20 protein-coding genes and 2 pseudogenes are annotated in these 20,331 nt (G+C 41.3%); 12 read left to right on the forward strand and 10 right to left on the reverse strand.

The window, feature by feature from the left end:
- The first annotated feature begins 114 nt into the window (after nt 1-114).
- Nucleotides 115-975: a 16S rRNA (cytidine(1402)-2'-O)-methyltransferase gene (rsmI, locus tag V7L07_RS04315; RefSeq protein WP_335055398.1), complete on the forward strand. Its 861-nt coding sequence runs from the start codon at nt 115-117 to the stop codon at nt 973-975.
- A gap of 156 nt (nt 976-1,131) precedes the next feature.
- On the opposite strand, the gene V7L07_RS04320 is transcribed toward rsmI, so the two are convergent.
- Nucleotides 1,132-1,986 (reverse strand): phosphate/phosphite/phosphonate ABC transporter substrate-binding protein, encoded by an 855-nt coding sequence (locus V7L07_RS04320; protein ID WP_335055400.1) that lies wholly within the window; start codon nt 1,984-1,986, stop codon nt 1,132-1,134.
- A gap of 204 nt (nt 1,987-2,190) precedes the next feature.
- Between V7L07_RS04320 and V7L07_RS04325 the strand changes: the two genes are divergently transcribed.
- The gene (locus V7L07_RS04325; RefSeq protein ID WP_335055402.1) at nt 2,191-3,105 is read left to right on the forward strand and encodes a Tll0287-like domain-containing protein; all 915 of its coding nucleotides are present in this window, start codon (nt 2,191-2,193) and stop codon (nt 3,103-3,105) included.
- Nucleotides 3,106-3,252: 147 nt separating this feature from the next.
- Here V7L07_RS04325 and V7L07_RS04330 read toward each other — a convergent pair whose 3' ends face one another.
- Nucleotides 3,253-3,858: a flavin reductase family protein gene (locus V7L07_RS04330; protein WP_335055404.1), complete on the reverse strand. Its 606-nt coding sequence runs from the start codon at nt 3,856-3,858 to the stop codon at nt 3,253-3,255.
- Nucleotides 3,859-4,152: 294 nt separating this feature from the next.
- Here V7L07_RS04330 and V7L07_RS04335 point away from each other — a divergent pair, with 294 nt between their 5' ends.
- The 3 genes from V7L07_RS04335 to V7L07_RS04345 all read left to right on the forward strand — a co-directional run bounded on the left by V7L07_RS04335 (nt 4,153) and on the right by V7L07_RS04345 (nt 7,971).
- Nucleotides 4,153-5,463, forward strand: coding sequence for an LLM class flavin-dependent oxidoreductase (locus V7L07_RS04335; protein ID WP_335055406.1), 1,311 nt, complete (start codon nt 4,153-4,155; stop codon nt 5,461-5,463).
- Between the two features lie 99 nt (nt 5,464-5,562).
- A complete protein-coding gene (locus V7L07_RS04340; protein ID WP_335055408.1) occupies nt 5,563-6,618 on the forward strand; it encodes an LLM class flavin-dependent oxidoreductase in 1,056 nt (351 codons plus the stop codon).
- A gap of 258 nt (nt 6,619-6,876) precedes the next feature.
- Entirely contained in the window at nt 6,877-7,971 is a 1,095-nt protein-coding gene (locus tag V7L07_RS04345) for a phosphotransacetylase family protein (protein WP_335055410.1), read from the forward strand.
- A gap of 550 nt (nt 7,972-8,521) precedes the next feature.
- Here the strand turns inward: V7L07_RS04345 and V7L07_RS04350 are convergent.
- Nucleotides 8,522-8,677 carry a hypothetical protein gene (locus V7L07_RS04350; RefSeq protein WP_335055412.1) on the reverse strand — a complete coding sequence of 52 codons (156 nt, stop codon included), beginning with the start codon at nt 8,675-8,677 and terminating at the stop codon, nt 8,522-8,524.
- Between the two features lie 63 nt (nt 8,678-8,740).
- On the opposite strand from V7L07_RS04350, the pseudogene V7L07_RS04355 reads away from it, so the two are divergent.
- The 4 genes and pseudogenes from V7L07_RS04355 to V7L07_RS04370 form a co-directional block, all read left to right on the forward strand.
- Nucleotides 8,741-8,833, forward strand: a pseudogene (locus V7L07_RS04355) (PadR family transcriptional regulator); the annotation flags it as partial.
- A gap of 84 nt (nt 8,834-8,917) precedes the next feature.
- Entirely contained in the window at nt 8,918-9,421 is a 504-nt protein-coding gene (locus tag V7L07_RS04360; protein WP_041565591.1) for a hypothetical protein, read from the forward strand.
- Nucleotides 9,422-9,508: 87 nt separating this feature from the next.
- Nucleotides 9,509-9,931: pseudogene (locus tag V7L07_RS04365) on the forward strand (MAPEG family protein).
- Between the two features lie 113 nt (nt 9,932-10,044).
- Nucleotides 10,045-10,536, forward strand: a complete 492-nt coding sequence (locus V7L07_RS04370; protein WP_012411046.1) for a YajQ family cyclic di-GMP-binding protein — start codon at nt 10,045-10,047, stop codon at nt 10,534-10,536.
- Between the two features lie 56 nt (nt 10,537-10,592).
- Here V7L07_RS04370 and V7L07_RS04375 read toward each other — a convergent pair whose 3' ends face one another.
- Nucleotides 10,593-11,150, reverse strand: a complete 558-nt coding sequence (locus tag V7L07_RS04375; protein ID WP_335055414.1) for a glutathione S-transferase family protein — start codon at nt 11,148-11,150, stop codon at nt 10,593-10,595.
- Between the two features lie 6 nt (nt 11,151-11,156).
- Nucleotides 11,157-11,621 (reverse strand): hypothetical protein, encoded by a 465-nt coding sequence (locus tag V7L07_RS04380; protein ID WP_335055416.1) that lies wholly within the window; start codon nt 11,619-11,621, stop codon nt 11,157-11,159.
- Between the two features lie 417 nt (nt 11,622-12,038).
- Here V7L07_RS04380 and V7L07_RS04385 point away from each other — a divergent pair, with 417 nt between their 5' ends.
- Nucleotides 12,039-12,758 (forward strand): tetratricopeptide repeat protein, encoded by a 720-nt coding sequence (locus V7L07_RS04385; RefSeq protein ID WP_335055418.1) that lies wholly within the window; start codon nt 12,039-12,041, stop codon nt 12,756-12,758.
- Between the two features lie 226 nt (nt 12,759-12,984).
- Here the strand turns inward: V7L07_RS04385 and V7L07_RS04390 are convergent, their stop codons facing one another.
- A complete protein-coding gene (locus tag V7L07_RS04390; protein ID WP_335055420.1) occupies nt 12,985-13,395 on the reverse strand; it encodes a hypothetical protein in 411 nt (136 codons plus the stop codon).
- A 496-nt stretch (nt 13,396-13,891) separates the two neighbouring features.
- Nucleotides 13,892-13,990 carry a photosystem I reaction center subunit XII gene (psaM, locus tag V7L07_RS04395; RefSeq protein WP_334709783.1) on the reverse strand — a complete coding sequence of 33 codons (99 nt, stop codon included), beginning with the start codon at nt 13,988-13,990 and terminating at the stop codon, nt 13,892-13,894.
- Nucleotides 13,991-14,180: 190 nt separating this feature from the next.
- On the opposite strand from psaM, the gene V7L07_RS04400 reads away from it, so the two are divergent.
- Nucleotides 14,181-15,443 carry an FGGY-family carbohydrate kinase gene (locus V7L07_RS04400; protein WP_335055422.1) on the forward strand — a complete coding sequence of 421 codons (1,263 nt, stop codon included), beginning with the start codon at nt 14,181-14,183 and terminating at the stop codon, nt 15,441-15,443.
- A 162-nt stretch (nt 15,444-15,605) separates the two neighbouring features.
- Here the strand turns inward: V7L07_RS04400 and V7L07_RS04405 are convergent, their stop codons facing one another.
- Together V7L07_RS04405 and V7L07_RS04410 are read right to left on the reverse strand one after the other, a co-directional pair.
- The gene (locus tag V7L07_RS04405) at nt 15,606-16,844 is read right to left on the reverse strand and encodes an McrC family protein (protein ID WP_335055424.1); all 1,239 of its coding nucleotides are present in this window, start codon (nt 16,842-16,844) and stop codon (nt 15,606-15,608) included.
- The gene (locus V7L07_RS04410) at nt 16,835-18,262 is read right to left on the reverse strand and encodes an McrB family protein (RefSeq protein WP_335055426.1); all 1,428 of its coding nucleotides are present in this window, start codon (nt 18,260-18,262) and stop codon (nt 16,835-16,837) included. The genes V7L07_RS04405 and V7L07_RS04410 overlap by 10 nt, the downstream gene beginning before the upstream one ends.
- Nucleotides 18,263-18,604: 342 nt before the next feature.
- Between V7L07_RS04410 and V7L07_RS04415 the strand changes: the two genes are divergently transcribed.
- Nucleotides 18,605-19,345, forward strand: a complete 741-nt coding sequence (locus V7L07_RS04415) for a dienelactone hydrolase family protein (protein WP_335055428.1) — start codon at nt 18,605-18,607, stop codon at nt 19,343-19,345.
- A 26-nt stretch (nt 19,346-19,371) separates the two neighbouring features.
- Here V7L07_RS04415 and V7L07_RS04420 read toward each other — a convergent pair whose 3' ends face one another.
- Nucleotides 19,372-20,331, reverse strand: coding sequence for an N-acetylglucosamine kinase (locus V7L07_RS04420; RefSeq protein WP_335055430.1), 960 nt, complete (start codon nt 20,329-20,331; stop codon nt 19,372-19,374).

Below are 20,331 nucleotides of genomic sequence, written 5' to 3' on the forward strand. Positions count from 1 at the left end.
ATATATGTTCTTAATTATTTTTAACTCTTGTACAAACGCGATTTATCGCGTCTCTCCTGTCTCTCCGGCACAGACGCGATGAATAGCGTCTCTACAAACTCCTAACTCTTGCTCATGCAAACCGATCCAAAACCAGGAACACTTTACGTTGTCGGCACACCAATTGGCAACCTGGAAGATATAACCTTTCGGGCGGTGCGAATTTTACAGACTGTGGATATCATTGCTGCCGAAGACACACGTCATACAGGGAAACTGCTACAGCATTTTCAAGTTAAGACACCCCAGGTAAGTTACCATGAACACAATCGTACTAGCCGCATCCCAGAATTATTAGAGCATTTAGTTAATCATAAAGCGATCGCTCTGGTGAGTGATGCTGGGATGCCAGGTATTTCTGATCCTGGATATGAACTGGTGAAAGCCTGTATTGAGGCGGGAATTCCAGTAGTTCCCATTCCTGGCGCTAGTGCAGCAATTACCGCTTTGAGTGCAGCTGGATTACCAACGGATCGGTTTGTCTTTGAAGGCTTCCTCCCGTCTAAAAGTCAACAGAGACAGGAACATTTAGAATCTCTGCAAACAGAATCTCGCACATTGATTTTCTATGAATCGCCCCACCGCTTGCGAGATACTTTACAAGACTTAGCTCTTGTTTGGGGAAGCGATCGCCAAATTGTGCTAGGACGGGAGCTAACTAAATTGTATGAAGAATTTTGGCGGGGGACAATTGCCGAGGCGATCGCTCACTACACCCAACGAGAACCCCAAGGTGAATATACATTAGTAGTGGCAGGAGTTCCACTCAGTCAGCCCCAGCTGACAGAAGAGGAGTTGATAGCCGAATTGAAACAGTTAATTAGTCAGGGAATATCGCGATCGCAAGCTAGTCGTCAGTTAGCAAAAGCTACTTTTCTTCCCCGTCGCCAACTCTACCAACTAGCTCTTTCTATAGTTTTTAGTCCTGAGTCTTGAAGAAGAATTCAGAATTCCGGAGTCAGAATAGTTAAAGAATCAGAAAAACATTTGATGAATAAATATACTAATTATTCTAGATTTCTTATAAATTCTGTTAGCGGATAGCTAAGGTTTAGCCCATTCTGACTCCTGAATTCTGTTTTGTTAACTTCCTCAAAATAAACGCACAGGCTTTATTTGCAGCTTAGAGCTAATCGAGCTTACCCGATCAACAACAGAAATCATGTATTTGTAATCTGGTACTTGTCCATTGGTTACATACCCCACTTCTTGAGCTAAACCTGAAGGTGAATCACTCATCACTTTGCGGATAAACTCTTGACGGTTAAGTTCTATATTAGGCCCAATCAAGACCACGCCTAATGGTACATAGTGCGGATCTTTAAATAGTATGCGAAATTCAGTCGGGGCCAACTGCGAACTGTATAGACTTAATTCCGCCTCCGAAACGGCACAGGCGATCGCTTTTCCTTGAGCGACGAATTCCAGCGCAGCTTTGGGTGTGGGTGCAAATAGTATGTCAGCTAGTGTTGTACCATAAAGATTGTAAAGAGGGAAATAATATCCTGTTGCTGAACCTAACTGTCCTAAAGCCACTGTTTGACCTTGTAGTTGTTTCAACTCAGTTATCGGATTGTCTTTGCGAACAACGAAGATAGAACGCAAATTACTAATACCTATTAAAGGAAATAAGGGAACATATTGGTAGCGTGCGATCGCGATCGCAGCTAAACCCGGTGGAGCAAATACTAATGACCAAGCACGAGCCTCAAGGCGCTCAACCGCTCTATTTTCATTAAAAACAGGCTCTAGCTGAATATAGGCATTTGTCTTTTCACCCAAGTAAGTATTGAATTTAGCATATTGGTTAATTATCTGTTCGCCTCCACCATAGTTGATCGCACCAATAGTTAACGTACCTTCAAATTCTTTTTTGGCTTGGCAGGCAGCAAATGTCAAACCTAGCAGATTAAACAGAAATAAACGACGAGGAAATCGCAAAAACATCACTAATTATGGTTGAGAAAAAGTAACTTGGTCTTCAGGATTAATGTTAGATAAGTTTGACTACCGCCTAAATAATTTGTATTGTAGTCAAAAATAAATATTTATTAATATTTATTTAGATGTTGTTGAGATGCTTTCTAACAGGTTTAAATAAATAAATATTAAAATTAAACAAACTCAATTATCACCTTCATTGCTGAGATTATGTTAAACAAAATTACGTTAAATAACTTAAAAATAGGTGCTAAATTTAACTTACTTTTAATATTAGTTTTCATCATCAGTATTTTGGGAAGTGGCATTGCCTTATCCAGTGTACTTCAAGGGAGAGCGCAAAATGAAGTAACTTCTCAAGCGCAGATTCTCATCCAAATGGTGAATGCAGTTAGAGACTATACACAAAATCGCATAGATCCTCTATTAGAACCTAGACTAGATACTAATCCAACGTTCATGCCTGAAGTAGTACCAACTTTTTCATCTAAAGAGGTTTTTGAGAATTTTCGTAAAAAGCCTGAATTTAAAAACTTTTTTCATAAAGATGCAACACTTAATCCAACTAATTTAGCGGATAAAGCTGATAATTTTGAAACTCAACTTGTAGAACGTTTTCGCAACGAACCCAATACTCTAGAAATTACAGGCTTTCGTAAATTGTCAGAAGGCGAAGTATTTTACATTGCACGACCACTAAAGATTACACAAGAGAAATGCTTGCGATGTCATTCTACACCAGATCAGGCTCCTAAGAGTCAGTTGGTAAATTATGGCTCAGAAAATGGTTTTGGCTGGCAACTCAATCAGATTGTTTCTGCCCAAATAATCTCTGTTCCTTCTCAAGAGATTTTTGCTAATGCCAAACGGACTTGGATATTGATCATGGGACTTTTAATTACGATCTTTGCGATCGTAATTTTCTTAATTAACTTCTTAATCAAAAAATATGTAATTCAGCGGATCAGAAAAATAGAGAAAATCGCCCAAAAAGTTAGTGTCGGTGATATGAGCGCTGATTTTGAAGAAAGCTCTAATGATGAAATTGCTGGATTAGCAGAAGCATTTAATCGAATGAAAGCTAGCTTGAAAATAGCTCTGGAAATGCTCAATAGCGAAAGCTGATACTATTTTGGATTATGAAAGAGTCACGTCGCTTCTCTACGAAACGCCAAGGGCGAACGCTCGAATTCAAAATGACGCTCGATGACTCGCTAACGCTGCGCTAACAAAATTCAAAATTAATGATCCCCATAAATAAGTCCTAACTTTTTAAGTTGGGCGAGTAATTTCATACAAATCCTGGGTGCGGGTGTACCAGTTACCCGAAAGACGACCGATCGCGTGCAATTTTGCCGCATCGATTGTATTTTGTGGTGTCAGTAAATCATCCCGGATATGCCACAGCACCGCCTCAGCAATAATTAATCCCGATTGGCTACCTTCATTCCCTACATAAACTACCTGCTTCAGCACACACTCAATATTAATGGGTGATTCTGCAACTCGTGGTGGGCGCACCAGTTTTGAGGGAGCAGGAGTTAGTCCCGCTACTTGAAATTCGTCCACATCTGGCGGAAAGTCGCCAGATGTAGTGTTCATCTGTTCCCCCAATTCTTCAACAACTATGTTGACTACCAGTTCACCCGACTGCTCTACATTCAATAAAGTATCTTTTTTAACACCGCGCCGTAGTCCTGTGGAAATGGCTAGAGTCGGTGGGTTAGCTGTCACACCCATAAAAAAACTGAAAGGTGCGACATTCGGCGTACCATCGCTAGCGATCGTTGACACCCAAGCGATCGGTCGAGGAACCACTGAACCAACCAGTAATTGATAGGTATTTCGTGGGTCGTTCTGGGAGGGATCGATAATCATTGAGATTTTCCTCGCTAAAAATTACAGTTTTTCAAAACTCGATCTTGCCGAAGAGAAGCTTTCCGCCTTAATTGTGCGTAATTTTCATTGCCGCATCTTGCTTTTTCTCGCTATCTGTGAGATGTTCGTACTCAGTCCTAAACTACGGTTAGTCTATCAAATTAGTGTAGTTTTTATATGTTCATTAATCCCAATGCTCACCTATTGAGTCTCATTTATATGTTAGAGCTACCAGCACAAGGGTGAAGCCAGTTATGTCAGAAAAACGTTGGAAAAAAGACAGGAGCTTTCAAGATGAGACAAATACATCTAGCAGGTTTCTTACTTGCTTCACAAGTTGTTCACTCTCATGCAGTTTGGCGTCACCCTAGAACTGAACTAGGCTTTCTCGAACCTGAATATTATCAGAATATTGCCCGTGTTCTGGAACGTGGCAAGTTTGATTTGGTGTTTTTCGCTGACTCTTTAACGATGCCCGATACATACGGTGGTAGTTTTGTCGAGAGTCTGAAATATGGCGCTCAAGGGGCACTCAGGCTAGATCCACTAGTGCTGGCGACTGCGATGGCAGTTGTTACCAAGCATATTGGTATTGGTATTACCCGTTCCACTACTTACTATCAACCCTACGATCTAGCGCGGGGATTTGCCACCCTCGACCACATTAGCCGGGGGCGGGCTGCTTGGAATGTGGTGACATCCAGTAGGGCTAGCGAAGCAGGGAATTTTGGCTTCGATGAGCATCTAGAACACGATCTTCGCTACGATCGCGCCGATGAATTTCTCGAAGTTGCCTCCAAACTTTGGGGTAGCTGGGAAGAAGGGGCATTAGTTCTAGATAAAGAAAACGGCATCTTTGCTGACCCCTCAAAGGTGAATTATGTCCATCATGTGGGGAAATGGTTAAAGTCACGGGGGCCGTTGACAGTGCCTCGCTCTCCCCAAGGTCGTCCGGTGATTATTCAAGCCGGTGCTTCTAATAAAGGTAGAGAGTTTGCTGCCAAATGGGCAGAATTAATTTTTGAAATTAGTCCCAATCCCACACTCATGAAATCTTACTACCAAGATATTAAAACCCGTATGGCTAAATATGGGCGTAACCCAGATACATGTAAAATTCTACCTGCGGTGATGCCTTTTGTTGGTGAGACAGAAACTATTGCCAAAGAAAAGCAAGTTTTTCACAACGAATTAGTGCATCCGATGGCTGGTTTATTAACTATGTCCAATCATTTAAATGTTGATTTATCGCAATATTCTTTAGATGAATATGTAGAAAAAGTTGAAGCTCAAGATTATCAAAAACTGTTATCTGTGCTTCAAAGACTGAGTTTAGATAAAACTATAACACTCAAAGAATTAGGCAAAATTTATGGCAGAAGTCTAGCTGTACCGCAACTGGTTGGGACTCCCATTCAAATTGCTGACAAACTAGAAACCCTATTTCGTGAAGAGGCTGGAGATGGTTTTGTGATTTCACCTGCTTATCTTCCCGGTTCTTTTGATGAGTTTGTCGATTTAGTGATACCAGAATTACAAAAACGTGGATTATTCCGTAAAGAATATACGGGCAATACTTTAAAGGATTCTTTAGGACTTAATTAAGTAATTCGTAATTCGTAATTGGGATTTAGACTCCCAGAACTAGTTAATAGTTAGAGCGGAATTTGTAACTAACTTTTTTTATTTTACTAGGAGGTAATTATGACAGAACCACGTTATGGGATTTGGGCACCTGTCGGAGGCAATTTTGGCCCTCTCAATACACCTGAAGAACCTGTGGATGCAAGTTATGAGCGCACGCGATCGCTTATTTTAGAAGCAGAGCGTTTGGGATACGCCAGCACTTTGGTAGCACAGCACATCGCCAACCCCCGCAGTCTGGAACTGGAGCAGCTAGAAACCTGGACGGCATCTGCGGCCTTGGCTGAAGCCACAGAACGAATTGAGATTATCGCCGCCATTAAGCCTCTGCTGTTCCATCCGGCAGTTTTGGCGAAAATGGCGCTGGGCATTGATGCCATTAGTAATGGACGTTTTGCCATAAATTTAATCAGTGCTTGGTTCCGCCCAGAGATGGAACGGACTAATATTCCCTTCCCGCCCCACGATGAACGTTACCGCTATTCGGGTGAGTGGCTACGGGTTGTTAAGTCCCTCTGGAGTGGCGAGAGGGTTAACTTCCAAGGTCAATACTTCAAAATAGAGGATTTGAGTTTTCGACCCACTCCCATTGCCCAACCGCACCCTCCTATCTACCTTGGTGGGGCATCTGATCCGGCGCAAATACTAGTTGCAGAACAGGGAGATATTTACTTCATCAACGGTCAACCCATTGAGGATGTCCGCAAGGTAATTAAACAAGTTTTAAGTAGACCGAGAACCCTACCCAAACCAGTGCGCTTTGGTTTATCAGCCTTTGTAATTGCTCGTTCCACCGATGCCGAAGCCCAAGCAGAACTTGAGCGACTTTTGGTACTCCAGAAGCAAGAAGAACACTTGAAATTAAGTGTTGCCAAAGGAGTTGATCCAGAAGCAGTGATGTTTCAACTCTTCGCCAAAAATCCTGCTGTTGGCGGCAATGGTGGCACAGCAGCCGGTCTAGTTGGTAGTTACGACACTGTGGCTACACGAGTTGCAGATTTTGTTGATGCCGGAATCGAGACTTTCATGCTGCAATTCAATCCCTTTGCCCCGGAAATGACACGCTTTGCCCAAGAAATTATGCCGCGAGTGCGCTCTTTGCAACTTGTGGCTTAAAATTACAGCGCCTTTCAAGTTAGGAGACGCGATAAATCGCCGTCTCCCTCTCCCTTGCTCCCTGCACCCTGCTCCCCTGCCGCCTCAATGTGCAAACTATAATCACAACAGCTTACTATTCCCCACTCCTGCTTGTTCAATCAAAAGGTAATTCTGGGAAACCTTAATTAGTGAGAGCGAGAGGCTTTTGCCAGAAGGAACTAGAATTAGGAAACACCTAGCTGGGTTCTTCTGACTTTTGAAATTAGGAGTGCATGTGTGCCAAAATCCCCTAAATATTTGCTGATTGGATCGACCGAGACTTACAGCGGTAAATCTGCAACTGTTCTGGGTTTGTCTCATCAGCTACAGCAAAAAGGTCTGGATATTACCTACGGTAAACCACTCGGTACGTGTTTTAATTCGTCTAGTGGAACCGTAATTGAAGAAGATGTCCAGTTCATCGCTCTTAGCCTCAATTTGCCGGAAAACCGCGTTGCACCTACAATGCTGGCTTTGGATGAACCAAATGTGCAAAAGCGCTTGCGAGGGGAAGACAAAACCGATTATCAGCAGTCCCTAATACAGCAATATTTACATAAATCTCAAGGAGATTTGGTGTTATTGGAGGGGCCTGGTGATTTATCCGAAGGCAATTTGTTTGACTTGTCTTTACTGCAAATGGCTGAAGTATTGGATGCTGCTGTGCTGTTAGTAACCCGCTATAAATCGTTGCTTTCGGTTGAGTCCCTATTGGCTGCAAAACAGCGTGTAGGCGATCGCTTGATTGGAGTTGTGATCAATGATATCCCTGTCACCCAACTAGAAGCGGTTGACACTCTCGTGCGCCCATTTTTGGAACAGCAGGGGATTCCGGTACTAGCAACGCTGCCAAACAGCGATTTGCTCCGTAGTGTGAGTGTTGGCGAACTAGTCAAGCAGTTAAAGGCTGATGTTCTCTGTCGCAACGATCGCATGGATTTGTTGGTAGAAAGTCTGGCAATTGGAGCGATGAATGTCAATTCAGCTGTGAAATATTTCCGCAAACGTCGGAATATGGCAGTGGTGACAGGAGGCGATCGGGTGGAAATTCAGCAAGCGGCTTTGGAAACTTCTACCCAATGTTTAATTCTCACCGGGCAACTACCACCCCCACCGTTCATTCTCAGTCGCGCTGAAGAACTAGAAATACCCATTTTGTCTGTTGACTTAGATACCCTAACTACTGTCGGAATTGTTGACCGCACTTTTGGTCAAGTCCGTGTCCACGAGCCGATTAAAGTTCAGTATATTCGTCAGTTGATGTCCGAGCATTTTGACATTGACCGCTTGTTATCCAAACTAGGTTTAACTCCCGCAGCGGCATTGTCTTAGATTCATCAACTCAAATTATTAAGAGCATCAATGCTCAGTTATCAGTTAGGAGGCTGTATTGCTAGGATACAGTTGGTTCGCCGTCACCTCCCAAGGGACGGCGTACTGTTTCCTTCCGTCCCATAACTGGGACGTGCTTAGTTGCAGCAGCTAATCCAAAGACAGGCATATTCCCATAAATCGCCTTATACAGCACTTCCAGCTATTATGCAATACAGACCGCTAGGGAATAGAATTCCCTGTCTAATGGTGCAAGTCCTCTAGAAGAGGACTAGAAAAACTTGGGTTAAAGCACTGACAGCTATTATGCAATACAATACAGTTTTTCTTCTTGCCCTTTCCTCTCATAGCTTTCAGCTTTGAGGATGTACCTCATAGCTGCCGGAAGCGCTGTATTTTCCCGGTTCGATTAAATAAGTTTCGTGCCAAATGCCAACACTGCCATCTGACTTTTCACGGCATTTGGAAAACCTCTCTTCTATTTCTCTCTCCTTTTAGGAGAGAGACTTTGAATTTTCCCCCTTCCCGCGACGAGTTGGGGGTTAGGGGGTTAGGTTTTTGGTGGACTTTTCCACATAACCTGAATTGTCAGCACTGCCGCACCAATACCTTGATTAAACGTTTCCCAAGCTTTTAGATGTGCATCAGATGGATTTCTGGCAAAACGCACCAAAAAGCCCATCAAAAAAAATTGTCTACGTACCATAACTTAGAACAACATTACTTTCAGAATCCGCAAGAACTGCCATAATCAGGCAAATTTCAGTATTTAACTCTCCTAAATGGCATTAGTTATGAAACACATTGGCTAGCCTGGTGTAACCAAGTAATGGAGTTACTGAACCAAAGAATCGAAAATTAGTTGCAATGTCTAACTTAAGTTTTCTTCGCATCTACACGCTGTTTGGTAAAATATCTGGGTCGTTTAGTCTGATTATCTCCATCTTTGAGCCAATCAACAGACCTTATTAACCTCGATACATTAGCCCAAGAACTGGCGACAATCCAGCAAACAGGTTCTAAAAGAATTGCCTTGCTAGGTTCTCGTCACGTCCCGATTACGCATCAGAATCTTATTGAAATGATGACTTATGCCCTAGTTTTATCGGGTAATCGAATCATTACTTCTGGTGCTACAGGTACAAATTCTGCGGCCATCAAGGGAGCAACCCGGGCTGATGCAAATTTGTTGACGGTGATTCTACCCCAAAGCCTGGAACGCCAGCCTTTAGAATCGCGCCAGCAACTAGAACAGGTGATGCATCTAGTCGAAAATCCCAGTAATGATAATTTGTCTCTGGCGGAAGCTAGTTATTTGTGCAACAAAGAGATTGTCTCCCGTTGCCAGCAACTAATCTGCTTTGCATTTCACGACAGTCGCACCCTGTTACAAACTTGTCAGGATGCAGAAGAACAAAGAAAAGTGGTGACGCTTTTCTACTTTGATTAGTCATTCGTCATTTGTCTTTTGTCATTTGTATTTGACTCATGACTAATGACTGATGACTGATGACTAATAACCAATGACTAATAAGTAATGATAATTTTTTTGTACTCGATCGCGGCTGCTGCCGTTCTCATTTATGTGCCATTTTTGCTAGTAGCTTATGCCCGTGTGCGTGTTGGGTCTGAAATGTTTTCTACTCCTCACGCCCTGTTTGATAAATTGCCACCTTATGCACAACGAGCTACTTGGGCACATCAGAACACCTTTGAAGCCTTTATGATATTTGCCGCAGCCGCATTGATGGCTTATGTAACTGGTGTAAATTCTTTTACAGCCCAAATAGCTGCGATCGCCTTTGTGGTAGCCCGTTTGCTATACTCGATTTTTTATATTTTGAATATACCCCTTTTGCGTTAGCGTAGCTCCTCTGAAAGAGGCTCGCTGATGTTTGGCATTGGCTCCATCGCCTCTGCCACTCTCATGTTTTTCAGCATCATCCAAGCTACTAGTTAATTGGGGCATGGGGAGTGGAGACTGGGGAAGAGTTTTCCCGATACTCAATACCCAATCCAAAATAGTTCGACTGAGCGAAGTCGAAGTCCAAAATCTAAAATCTAAAATGTTTTATGGCTTCTACTTTTTCCTTTGACATTGTGAGCGACTTTGACCGACAAGAGTTGGTTAACGCTGTCGATCAAGTTATACGAGACATCAAAGGTCGTTACGACCTCAAAGACACTGAAACTACTGTCGAGTTAGTGGAAGAAAGCATTAACGTTAGCACTGACAGTGAGTTTACCTTAGATTCTGTACACACCATTCTGCGAGAAAAAGCCGCCAAGCGTAACCTCTCCCAGAAAATCTTTGATTTTGGCAAGGTTGAATCAGCCAGTGGTAATCGCGTGCGTCAAGAAATCAAACTCAAAAAAGGCATCAGTCAGGAAATCGCCAAACAAATTTCCAAATTGATTCGGGACGAATTCAAAAAGGTACAAGCTTCAATTCAAGGTGATGCTGTGCGGGTTTCTGCCAAATCTAAAGATGACTTGCAAGTTGTCATGCAGCGACTAAAACAAGAAGACTACCCAGTTGCTTTACAATTTACAAATTATCGTTAACAGATTCGTAATTCGTAGTTACGCATTCAATTACGAATTACGAATTACGAATTATTTTAAGCCCGTCCGCCAATACTTCTTTGAAATGCCGGACGCTCAGATAACTGCTTCATATAGTTCAACACGGCTGGGTAGGGGCTGAGGTCTAGCTTCAGTATCATAGGAATATAATTCAGAATAGACCCCACTGCCACATCAGCAACAGTAAACTCATTGCCAAGTAAAAAAGGTTGCTTACCGAAAATTTCATTTAACGGAGTCAATAAGCGGGGCATTTCCCGTTCCCGATTCTCCTCTCCAAAAATTCCTGGAGCAAGGGTAGCATTAGCAAACAACACCCATTGAGAAAGTACAGCGCGTTCCTCTGGTGAAAGTGGAGTTTTACTGTACTTATCAGCAAGATACAACAAAATTGCCCCAGATTCCCAAAGCTGAAAATTTCCATCCACAATGGCTGGAACTTTACCAAATGGGTTAATTGCCAAATATTCAGGCTTGAGGTGTTCACCCGCCTGCATATCAAGCTTGATGAATTCGTAAGGAATTCCTAATTCTTCTAAATACCAGTGAACAATTGATGCTCGACTACGAGCGCCACCGTAAAGTTTTACCATAATTAATTAAAGAACTTTGTGAGTGTGAGAATGCTGTTTAACGTTATCTTCTTTGGTGACAACTCTAGCAGCGTTTAATACCCGCTTGCGCTCAATGGAATACTTGAAATCAGTGTAGTTTGTACCTAAGGGAATCAGAGATTTTGCGGATTCACGACGCTTGTAGGTACGAGCTGCTGCAAATGCTCGTGGCACAAATTCCTCTCCAAACTGAGCCGACTCTGGGAAACCATCTGGCAGCAGTTGTGAATCGCCATCCAGCACAGATCCCAAAGTTGTGGCATGAGCCAGCTTATAGGAGGTAGGAATGCCCTTTAACAATGCTTCTAAAGCCGCAGAAGGTATTGGTTCTATAACTTCGATTTGATAAACTTCTCCATCTTCTTTGACGAAGCAGGTTGCCAAACCGATAACAATGTAATCATCGGTTGCTAAATCAGGGGCATTGGAATAAAAAGTTGTGGTTGTCATCGGGAAATTTCTCAAAAAAATTGAATATGGGGATTATGGGATTAGGGATTGGGGATTGGGTATGGAGAGAGGGGGTAGTGAATTCTTTGCAGTTCCCAGTTCCCAGTCCCCAGTCCCCTCTTTAACGAACAGCTTGTTGGCATTCTACCAATTTGTCGCTCTCACTACTTGACTAGTCTTTGAGATTCACGTCTGCTATTTCTGGAATTCACCTTCGGGATCGAGTATCCATAATTAGGTTTGAGGAGCAATTGTTTATTTAGGGCGTAGATTTCTACTAGTGTGAGTAGTTAAGTTCAGTCTTGAGATGGCTTCCAAGTAACCATAAATACCTTAAGAATAGAGACAGTGGTAAAACCACTAGCAAGTAAAAATTAGACTTTTATTTCAAAAAGCAGGGCTTTAATGTAGGTAAAGATGAATATTCACTCATTTTTAGCTGACGATAACCAGCAAAGTAAGCAATATAAGTATGTTTTAGATACTACAAACAAACTTCAAGACCGGGAGACAAGCGATCGCAGCGAATCAATTTTTGAAGATAGCGATTTACGCTCTTGTGCTTTGAGGTTGGCTCAACAAGGAGATTATACCGAAGCGATCGCACTTTTAACCCAACTAATCTGCCGCCACCCTGAAAATGCCGTTGATTACAACAATCGGGGGCTGATTTATTTTCAAAGTGGCGAAAGGCAAAAAGCGCTTTACGACTATAACACCGCCCTTAAACTCGATCCCCATTTGGCTAGTGCTTATAATAACCGAGCAAATTACTATGCGACTTGTGGAGAATTAGCAGTAGCACTTGCCGACTACGATCAAGCGATTAATTTGAATCCTACCTATGTCCGAGCGCGGATTAACCGAGGCATTACCTGGCGTGATTTGGGGCAATACGAGGAGGCAATTGAGAATTTTGAGGTAGCACTGCTTTTCGGTCAACTAGAAAGTCATATCTGGGCTGAACGCGGCAAGACTTACCATCTTTGGGGCGACTGGAATTGTGCGATCGCAGATTATCGTCGCGCCCTCACTCAACTGCCCTCTCTCGACAGTAGTAAAGATATTACTGGTTATCGCTTGCGTTTACAACTCGAAAATCGGCTCAACGAGTTACTATCTGAATCAGCGTCCTAATTGGTAGATTAATCCTTCTGGGGGATTTAAAATTCAAAATAATTGATTAAATTTTGAATTAGAGTTTAGTGACGCTGTATCGCTAATGACTAATAGATGATAACTACATAGCTATTCAAAAATTAGCTATTAACCATTATTTATTAGCAATAATATAAATTAACACCCGGTTTATACATAGCCAGAATCAAAAGAAACCTAAATAATTCTAAATTCGCTATTTGTATTAGGGTGACGACTCTGTTTGTTCATATTCTTGGCGATCTTGATTCATCAACACCACCTGACGCTGGCTGGGATCAAATCGGTATCCTTGTTGCTGTCTAATACTTTTAGCTTGTTGCGGATCGAAGTTACGGCTAAATTCCACCTGTAAACTATTGACATGCCCTTCCATCTGCTTGACTTCAGTACTGATTTCTCGCAACTTTTCTTGCTGTGACCAATGATAAGGCAAAAGTTGTGCTAACGCAGATGCGGCAACGGCTGTAATGACGAAATTAACTGCTATTTTGGCTGTGCTTTCCAGTGCCATCACCTGGTAAGAACGTTGACGAAGATGCCGCTTTGGTCGAGGATTGACCCGGCGTTTTTGTATCGGTTGTGACGGTGGTCTGGACGGTTGAATTGCGTTCATGATGCTAAAAGATAACCTCGCTTAGTGAAGGGAAGCACTATGAAGAGTGCTGAGTTGTGAGTGCTGAGTGTTGAGTGAGATTTACAACTCAGCACGGGCTAAACGCCCCGCTACCGCTAACAGCACTCAGAGATCAGCACTCCTGAATGCTTGATTTAACGTGAGTTCGATAAACCTCTCCCTGCCTTGAACTAAAGTTCAAGTCTGTCCCTCTCCGAGTCGGAGAGGGACGGTTTTGCATAGTAAAACCTTCTTAGAGGTCTTTTTTACGGCTAATTTAGATGGACACTATTATGATTCGTCGAACTCACGTTGATTTAGCTGTCATATTACTTCATTTTTTTGAAATAGCTACAAGTGTCGCACTAGTTAAAAAATAACCTGGCTTACGTAAGTGCAAGGTTTCTAGGTACTTATGACATAAAGCCATAAAGTCTGGAAATTGCACCCCGTACTGCCAGGATTATTAGCTTTTTAACTGTGTCACATCGGAGCGTTATTTGTAAAGTTCTGTGGCTAATCGCCAAGCAAGAACTCCTGGAATCAGCGCCACAACTAGAGCGATGTAGACTTGAGTATCTGAGAGAGAAGATATCTGAGCAATGTACAGAGTATCTAAGATAGGCATGGCTAAAAACCTCCTAACCTGAATAGATTTTGAACAGTTCGTTTACTACTTTTCCTTGTTTTGCCAAGATTGTGGAATATCTTGTTACAAGATGCAACAAAAGCAGTTATTAGTCAGTAGTCCTTATTTATTTTCCATTAAAAAAATTTATAAAAATATGAATTTATATTTGGGTATCGACTTCGGCACATCTGGCGCGCGCGGCGTGGTGATTGACGAGGAAGCTTCTTGTATTCAAGCTGAGGTGCGATATCCTTTCCAGGACTCACCAGCCGCCGTTACGCCAAAAATTTGGCAAGAGGCTTTGTTTGTGCTGGTGGAACAAATACCTGACCAATTGCGGCGAAAAATTAAAGCGATCGCAATTAATGGTACTTCTTCCACTGTCTTGCTAGTCGATGCTGTTGGCAACCCTGTAGATGCACCACTTTTGTACAACGATGCACGGGGATCATTGGTGCTAGAGCATTTGAGGAGTATCGCACCCCCCAATCATACAGTGTTGAGTGCCACCTCCAGCCTCGCTAAACTTTTGTGGATGAGGCAACAACCCTCTTTTAGTGAAGCTAAATATTTCCTGCATCAAGCAGATTGGCTGGCGTTTCTCTTACATGGACAGTTGGGTATTAGCGATTACCATAATGCTTTAAAGCTGGGTTATGACGTAGAAGAGTTGAAATACCCAGAATGGCTAGAAAATTTGCAAATATCGATTCAGCTACCCAAAGTTTTACCACCTGGTACTCCCATTGGAGAATTGCGCCCTGAAATTGCGGATAAGTTCGGTTTCCGCCGTGATTGTCTGGTGTGTGCTGGTACAACCGATAGTATTGCCGCTTTTCTCGCCAGTGGGGCAAAATTACCTGGTGAAGGCGTGACTTCCCTTGGTTCAACATTGGTACTAAAGTTGTTAAGTCGTACCCGTGTAGAAGATGCCAGATATGGGATTTACAGCCATCGATTGGGTGATTTGTGGCTGACTGGGGGTGCTTCTAATACTGGAGGTGCAGTACTTAAGCAATTTTTCACAAACGCTGAGTTAGAAAGCCTTAGCGGTGAGATTGATGCTTCAATTGCCAGCGAGTTAGATTATTATCCATTGTTGAAGGTAGGCGATCGCTTTCCGATTAACGATCCTAATCTACCCCCACGCTTGGAACCACGCCCAGATAATCCAGTGGAATTTCTGCATGGGTTGTTAGAAAGCATTGCCCGCATAGAAGCGCGAGGGTATGAATTATTACAGACAATGGGAGCAAACAAATTGAGCCGTGTTTATACTGCTGGTGGTGGCGCAGCGAATCATACTTGGACTGCAATTAGAGCGCGTAATTTGCAGATTCCTGTAGTAGCGTCAGTTTATACAGAAGCAGCTTACGGGACAGCGCTGTTGGCGATGGGAGAGAGAAAAAGGGGTTAATCAACAGTGCATCTTTTGGTAGATATCTTTTAAATCAGTATCTATCCCAGTGACAATCGACATATCTCGGACGATACTTGGATGATTAGATACCGGACTATAGATTCCAGGTTCATCATCTGGGCAGCTATTCGGGGATGGGTGCTTCGCAGCAAGCGAATGTCATCTATCCCCTTTACTAATTATTGGTGTGGGTTCTGAAGGGATTAGGAGAAAAAGGTTTTTTAAGAAGGTTTGACCTGCGCGATCGAGATTATCATCTAGGGAAAAGGTGAGGCTGCGGACTTGGATTTGATCACTTTTAATATCTAGTGGCTGTGTCAAGTCTTTGGGGTATATCAAAAAGGCTTGCTTGCATTTTGTTGTGTTGGCGTAGCTGATCATTTGATGAATATCTGTATATCCTGCCAGTTCTGGGGCTTTATACTTTGTATCCAAAACTGCTATTGTTTTGCCAGTAGCAGCATCACACAGTAATATATCTATATTGAAGTGCCTATTTTGACTAATTTCTATTGGATGTTGCTGTTTGAAGAAATAGCTTTGTGGCGTGTTTTTCTTAAGCCATTCTGCAACAAAAAGTTCATATAAATGTGCCATATCGACGAGAAATGGTAGGGTTTTGTAATTTCCCCTCTCATGACTAGGGCTACTATTTTCTAAAAAGAATCGACATAAATTGTGTAATAGTTCATAGTCTGGATTGAGGCGATTGTAATGTCTGGCAATACAATCTTCTGCACTACAAGGTTGCAGCGTTACCAATCCTTGTAGAGCGTGATAAGCTTTTTGTACTTTTGTTGATACTCTTTCTGAACATAAACTGCTACGACCAATGATATAAAGTGTCCATGCTAAGATTTGATTTTCTTTAATATCAGCCGTATGTTCTTCATAATTGCATTTAAGTTTAACATTCCACGGCTTTTGAATTATCTGTTGCACATCTAGCCTTCCCCGCACATAAGAAAGCTGCTGTGTTTTAGGCAAGTAAGTACGATATAATCCTTTGCGGCATCGATCTAAAACTTTATGGGATAATATCTGAGCCAGATTATTATAAAATTCCTCTAGAGATTCACAGTCCATCATCCCTTCGAGAAAGCGAAAACCTTTGAAATTGTAGGCATATTCCAGCATTCCGAAGAGGTTTTGGATAGGCACTTTCGGATTTATTTTTAGATGCAATTCAGGAGTTACAGGAATGTAACCTACCCATCCTTTAGCTTTCAGTTTCCAATGTTCTCTCGTTTTATAGATAGGAAATTCTATATCTACTTGCGTTTTGTATTTTTCATATAACTCGACTGCGGCTGAATCAGGTATTTCATCACGCTGAAATGATTTATTTTCGTATTCTATAAGTTCAATAATTTTTGGTTGTACTGGGTTTATATCCATAGTTTATTTTTTATTTCATCCCAGCGAAACTGATCTACTTTTTCTAGCTGGTTAAAAAAGTATTCTTCTAAATATGGTTCAATTTCCATGCGCCAGATATCTTCTATATCTTCACGGAGGTTGTCTGTTAAAAAGAATGAAATACCAATTTCGTAGTTTTTATCTGCGATCGCCTGATTTAATTGCTGTAAAATCTTAATTAATTCCTCTACTGCGAAACCTGTTTTTAGGTGATAACTTCGCAGTACATCATAATTTGGGAGAAGTTCGATAAATGCAAAGCGGCGACATAGCGCATGATCTATATTGGCAATAGACCTATCTGCTGTATTCATTGTGCCAATAATGCGGACATTTTTTGGGATGCGAAACCTGTTACCGCCAGCTAATGGAATTTCTCTATCTCGGTACTCAAGTAAGTACATTAGTTCGCCAAAAACTTGAGCTAAATTTGCACGGTTTATTTCATCGATAATCAAAACACAAATATCTTTACGAGACTCAGCTTTTTTACAAAATTCTAAAAATCTTCCTGGAACAAGTGGATATGCTAATATTCCATTTTGGCTTTGAGGACGAATGCCTTGAATGAAATCTTCATAAGAGTATGCTGGATGAAATTGCACCAGTTCGGAAAAACCGTCACCACCAGCGATTAAGTGTTGAGCAAGTTTTTCAGCAAGATAGGTTTTTCCTGTTCCAGGTGAACCATATAAAACTGCTTGAAATTTACGATTAATCGTGCGTATCCAGTGTTCTATAACTAGTTGGGAAACTCCAGTATCTTCAGTACATTGGTCTAAGCTATATATAAATTGACTAACAGCAGCTATTGGCTTCTTAGATACTGCTTGTAAAAAGAAGGGAAGATAATATTGAAACCATTTTTTAAATTTATTAATTAGTTCTTCTTGGGAAGAATTTAATATTTCTTTTTGATTAAAATAACAACTATCACCATTATATGCAAAATCAAACGCTTTAACATTTTCCGCAATTATATTTGCTATCATTACAGGATTGTTTTCTCCAATATTTCTTGCTAAAAATTCCCCTGCACTATCTATAAATTTTATTCTTATACTTGTATCTATTAATTCTATATATAATAATGAAAATATATCTAAATACTTATGCAAACTGATTTTATAAGGGGATACTAATATAGTAAAATCTATCTCAATTAATTTATCTGATGTTATTTTATAAAAATTATTGGCAGCAATTTCACATGGGATTTCTTGATGTATAAAGTAACAAAAGTTAATAAAAGGCTGCTTTACTGTGTTTTGAAAATCTTTATATTCTTGAGAATTATAAATATTATTATCCTTACCCTTGTGCTTATTTTTGTATTGTTTAATTACTTCAAAGGGATTACAAGAAAAAATTGTCTTTAAATTTTGATTATTATTCATAAAAAATCCAAATATTAAAAATAAAAGTTTTTACCACTTTATCTCAGTAGTCATTTCATCGTACTGAGTTTGATAAATAAAATGCTAGTGTACAAACACGTAAAGATATGATATGTGGTTGCTTAGTAGTTAAAGGCGGGCAAAATACCCACCCTACAAGATTGAATAATTTATTTGTTAGAAGTCCTTTACTGTAGATGCAGCTTTTACTGGGTGTATTAAGGCGATCGCAACAAACTTTCACTGGGAAAAGAACGCCAAATTGTGGGTTGAAAGTAACCGGATGCTGCGGCGCTATAGTGTAGAAGCTAATGACAGCAAGCGTAACACGGAGACAAAAAAGTGCAAATCACTAAGCGCAATGTTGAATTAAGAGTAGATGGCAGCTTAATGCGTGTTTATGTTGCGGCTCCCAAAGCAGCAGGAAAATACCCTGGTATTATCTTCTACAGTGATATATATCAGTTAGGCGATCCAATGATTCGTCTAGCTAACTACTTAGCAGGATACGGCTATGTAGTAGCAGCACCAGAAATTTTTCACCGAATTGAGCCAGTTGGTTCAGTAATTGAGCCAGACGATCTGGGAAGGATGCGGGGTAATGACGATGCGCGTCGAACCTCCGTAGCTGATTATGATGCCGATTGCCTTGCTGTGATTGAATTTCTGAAAACAGAGAGTGCGGTTTCTCCAGATAAAATAGGCACTCTCGGCTTTTGTATTGGTGGACATTTAGCTTTTCGCGCCGCATTTCAAAGCGAAATTCGGGCTTGCGTTTGCTGTTACCCTACTGGTATTCCCAGTGGTAAACTTGGTAAAGAGGTAGCCGATACAATCCAGAGAGTAAGTGAAATCAAAGGTGAGATGCTAATGGTATTCGGTACTCTTGATCCTCATATACCAGATAGCGATCGCCAAACCATAATAAAAGCAATTGAAAATGCTAACATACCTCATCAAGTTTTCTTGTATGAAGCAGAACATACATTCATGCGCGACGACGGTTATCGTTATGATTCTAGTGCTACCACCGCAGCTTGGTCTGAAATAGTAACTTTTTTGGGGCGCATATTTGCAGATTGAAAACTTATATTATTGCTTTCTTCGCGTCAATTTTGAGTTGTCTGTAACGCTAACAAACCAGCACCATAAGCAGGCTCATACCTCGGAAAAATCACATTTACATTAGGAAACTTCTTAATAAGAGATGCAGAAAATCTCTCATGGATCTTGCATCTACCGCGCCACACACTTCCTGTTGTGACGACTTCTAAAGCTGAGTCAGCACTAAAAATTGCATCAATTACTGTAGATGTAGCTTTTACTAACTCTTTTACAGCATCATCAATTATGATATTCGCTACTATATCACCTGACGCTGCTGCAAAATCTACAACTAGTGCTAAAGCTGCTATCTGTTTAACTCTCCATTCTCCCCGATATATTACTTCTATTAAATCTTCTATATTTTCCAAACCAAGATGCTGTTTGAAAGCCTCTACTAAACTCGTTGACATTTCCCGTCCATCATAAGATTTTAATGCTGCGTTCATACCTGCGATCGCAATTTTATAGGCGCTACCTTCATCTCCTAAAATATACCCCCAGCCGCCGACTCGCTTAGTATCTCCCTGATGATTTCGTCCGAAAACTATCGAACCAGTACCGGCTGCAACCACAATTCCTACAGGCTGACCAATTCCACCAACTAAAGCAATAAAAGCGTCGTTACAAATGACAATATTCGCTGGCTGTAATGCCCAATTGATAAGCATATATTTGTTATTTTGTAACTTTTTTACTAAAACTTTTACTACTTCGATATCTGCGGCACGACCTACACCTGCTAAACCCATACATATCGCATCAATATTCACAGTATTTGTAATTATTGCTGCCTCAATCGCATTGTGAATTGCAGATTGAATAGATTGTAAAGTTGCTTCAATACCTATAGTCTGATAATTAGATGAGCCTGCTTCACCACGACCTAGCACTCGACGCAAATCATCCATCAAGACACAAACAGTCTTGCTACCACCGCCATCTATTCCCAAAACATAACTCAT

The sequence above is a fragment of the Nostoc sp. genome (assembly GCF_036916985.1).
Classification (GTDB): domain Bacteria; phylum Cyanobacteriota; class Cyanobacteriia; order Cyanobacteriales; family Nostocaceae; genus Nostoc.

Bases quoted from the DNA above. Each gene is read 5' to 3' on its own strand.
- V7L07_RS04410 (WP_335055426.1), bottom strand. From the start codon at position 18,262: ATGAATAATAATCAAAATTTAAAGACAATTTTTTCTTGTAATCCCTTT.
- V7L07_RS04320 (WP_335055400.1), bottom strand. From the start codon at position 1,986: ATGTTTTTGCGATTTCCTCGTCGTTTATTTCTGTTTAATCTGCTAGGT.
- V7L07_RS04380 (WP_335055416.1), bottom strand. From the start codon at position 11,621: ATGACAACCACAACTTTTTATTCCAATGCCCCTGATTTAGCAACCGAT.
- V7L07_RS04375 (WP_335055414.1), bottom strand. From the start codon at position 11,150: ATGGTAAAACTTTACGGTGGCGCTCGTAGTCGAGCATCAATTGTTCAC.
- V7L07_RS04340 (WP_335055408.1), top strand. From the start codon at position 5,563: ATGACAGAACCACGTTATGGGATTTGGGCACCTGTCGGAGGCAATTTT.
- V7L07_RS04370 (WP_012411046.1), top strand. From the start codon at position 10,045: ATGGCTTCTACTTTTTCCTTTGACATTGTGAGCGACTTTGACCGACAA.
- V7L07_RS04385 (WP_335055418.1), top strand. From the start codon at position 12,039: ATGAATATTCACTCATTTTTAGCTGACGATAACCAGCAAAGTAAGCAA.
- V7L07_RS04405 (WP_335055424.1), bottom strand. From the start codon at position 16,844: ATGGATATAAACCCAGTACAACCAAAAATTATTGAACTTATAGAATAC.
- V7L07_RS04350 (WP_335055412.1), bottom strand. From the start codon at position 8,677: ATGGTACGTAGACAATTTTTTTTGATGGGCTTTTTGGTGCGTTTTGCC.
- V7L07_RS04390 (WP_335055420.1), bottom strand. From the start codon at position 13,395: ATGAACGCAATTCAACCGTCCAGACCACCGTCACAACCGATACAAAAA.
- V7L07_RS04400 (WP_335055422.1), top strand. From the start codon at position 14,181: ATGAATTTATATTTGGGTATCGACTTCGGCACATCTGGCGCGCGCGGC.
- V7L07_RS04335 (WP_335055406.1), top strand. From the start codon at position 4,153: ATGAGACAAATACATCTAGCAGGTTTCTTACTTGCTTCACAAGTTGTT.
- V7L07_RS04330 (WP_335055404.1), bottom strand. From the start codon at position 3,858: ATGATTATCGATCCCTCCCAGAACGACCCACGAAATACCTATCAATTA.
- V7L07_RS04325 (WP_335055402.1), top strand. From the start codon at position 2,191: ATGTTAAACAAAATTACGTTAAATAACTTAAAAATAGGTGCTAAATTT.
- V7L07_RS04420 (WP_335055430.1), bottom strand. From the start codon at position 20,331: ATGAGTTATGTTTTGGGAATAGATGGCGGTGGTAGCAAGACTGTTTGT.
- rsmI (WP_335055398.1), top strand. From the start codon at position 115: ATGCAAACCGATCCAAAACCAGGAACACTTTACGTTGTCGGCACACCA.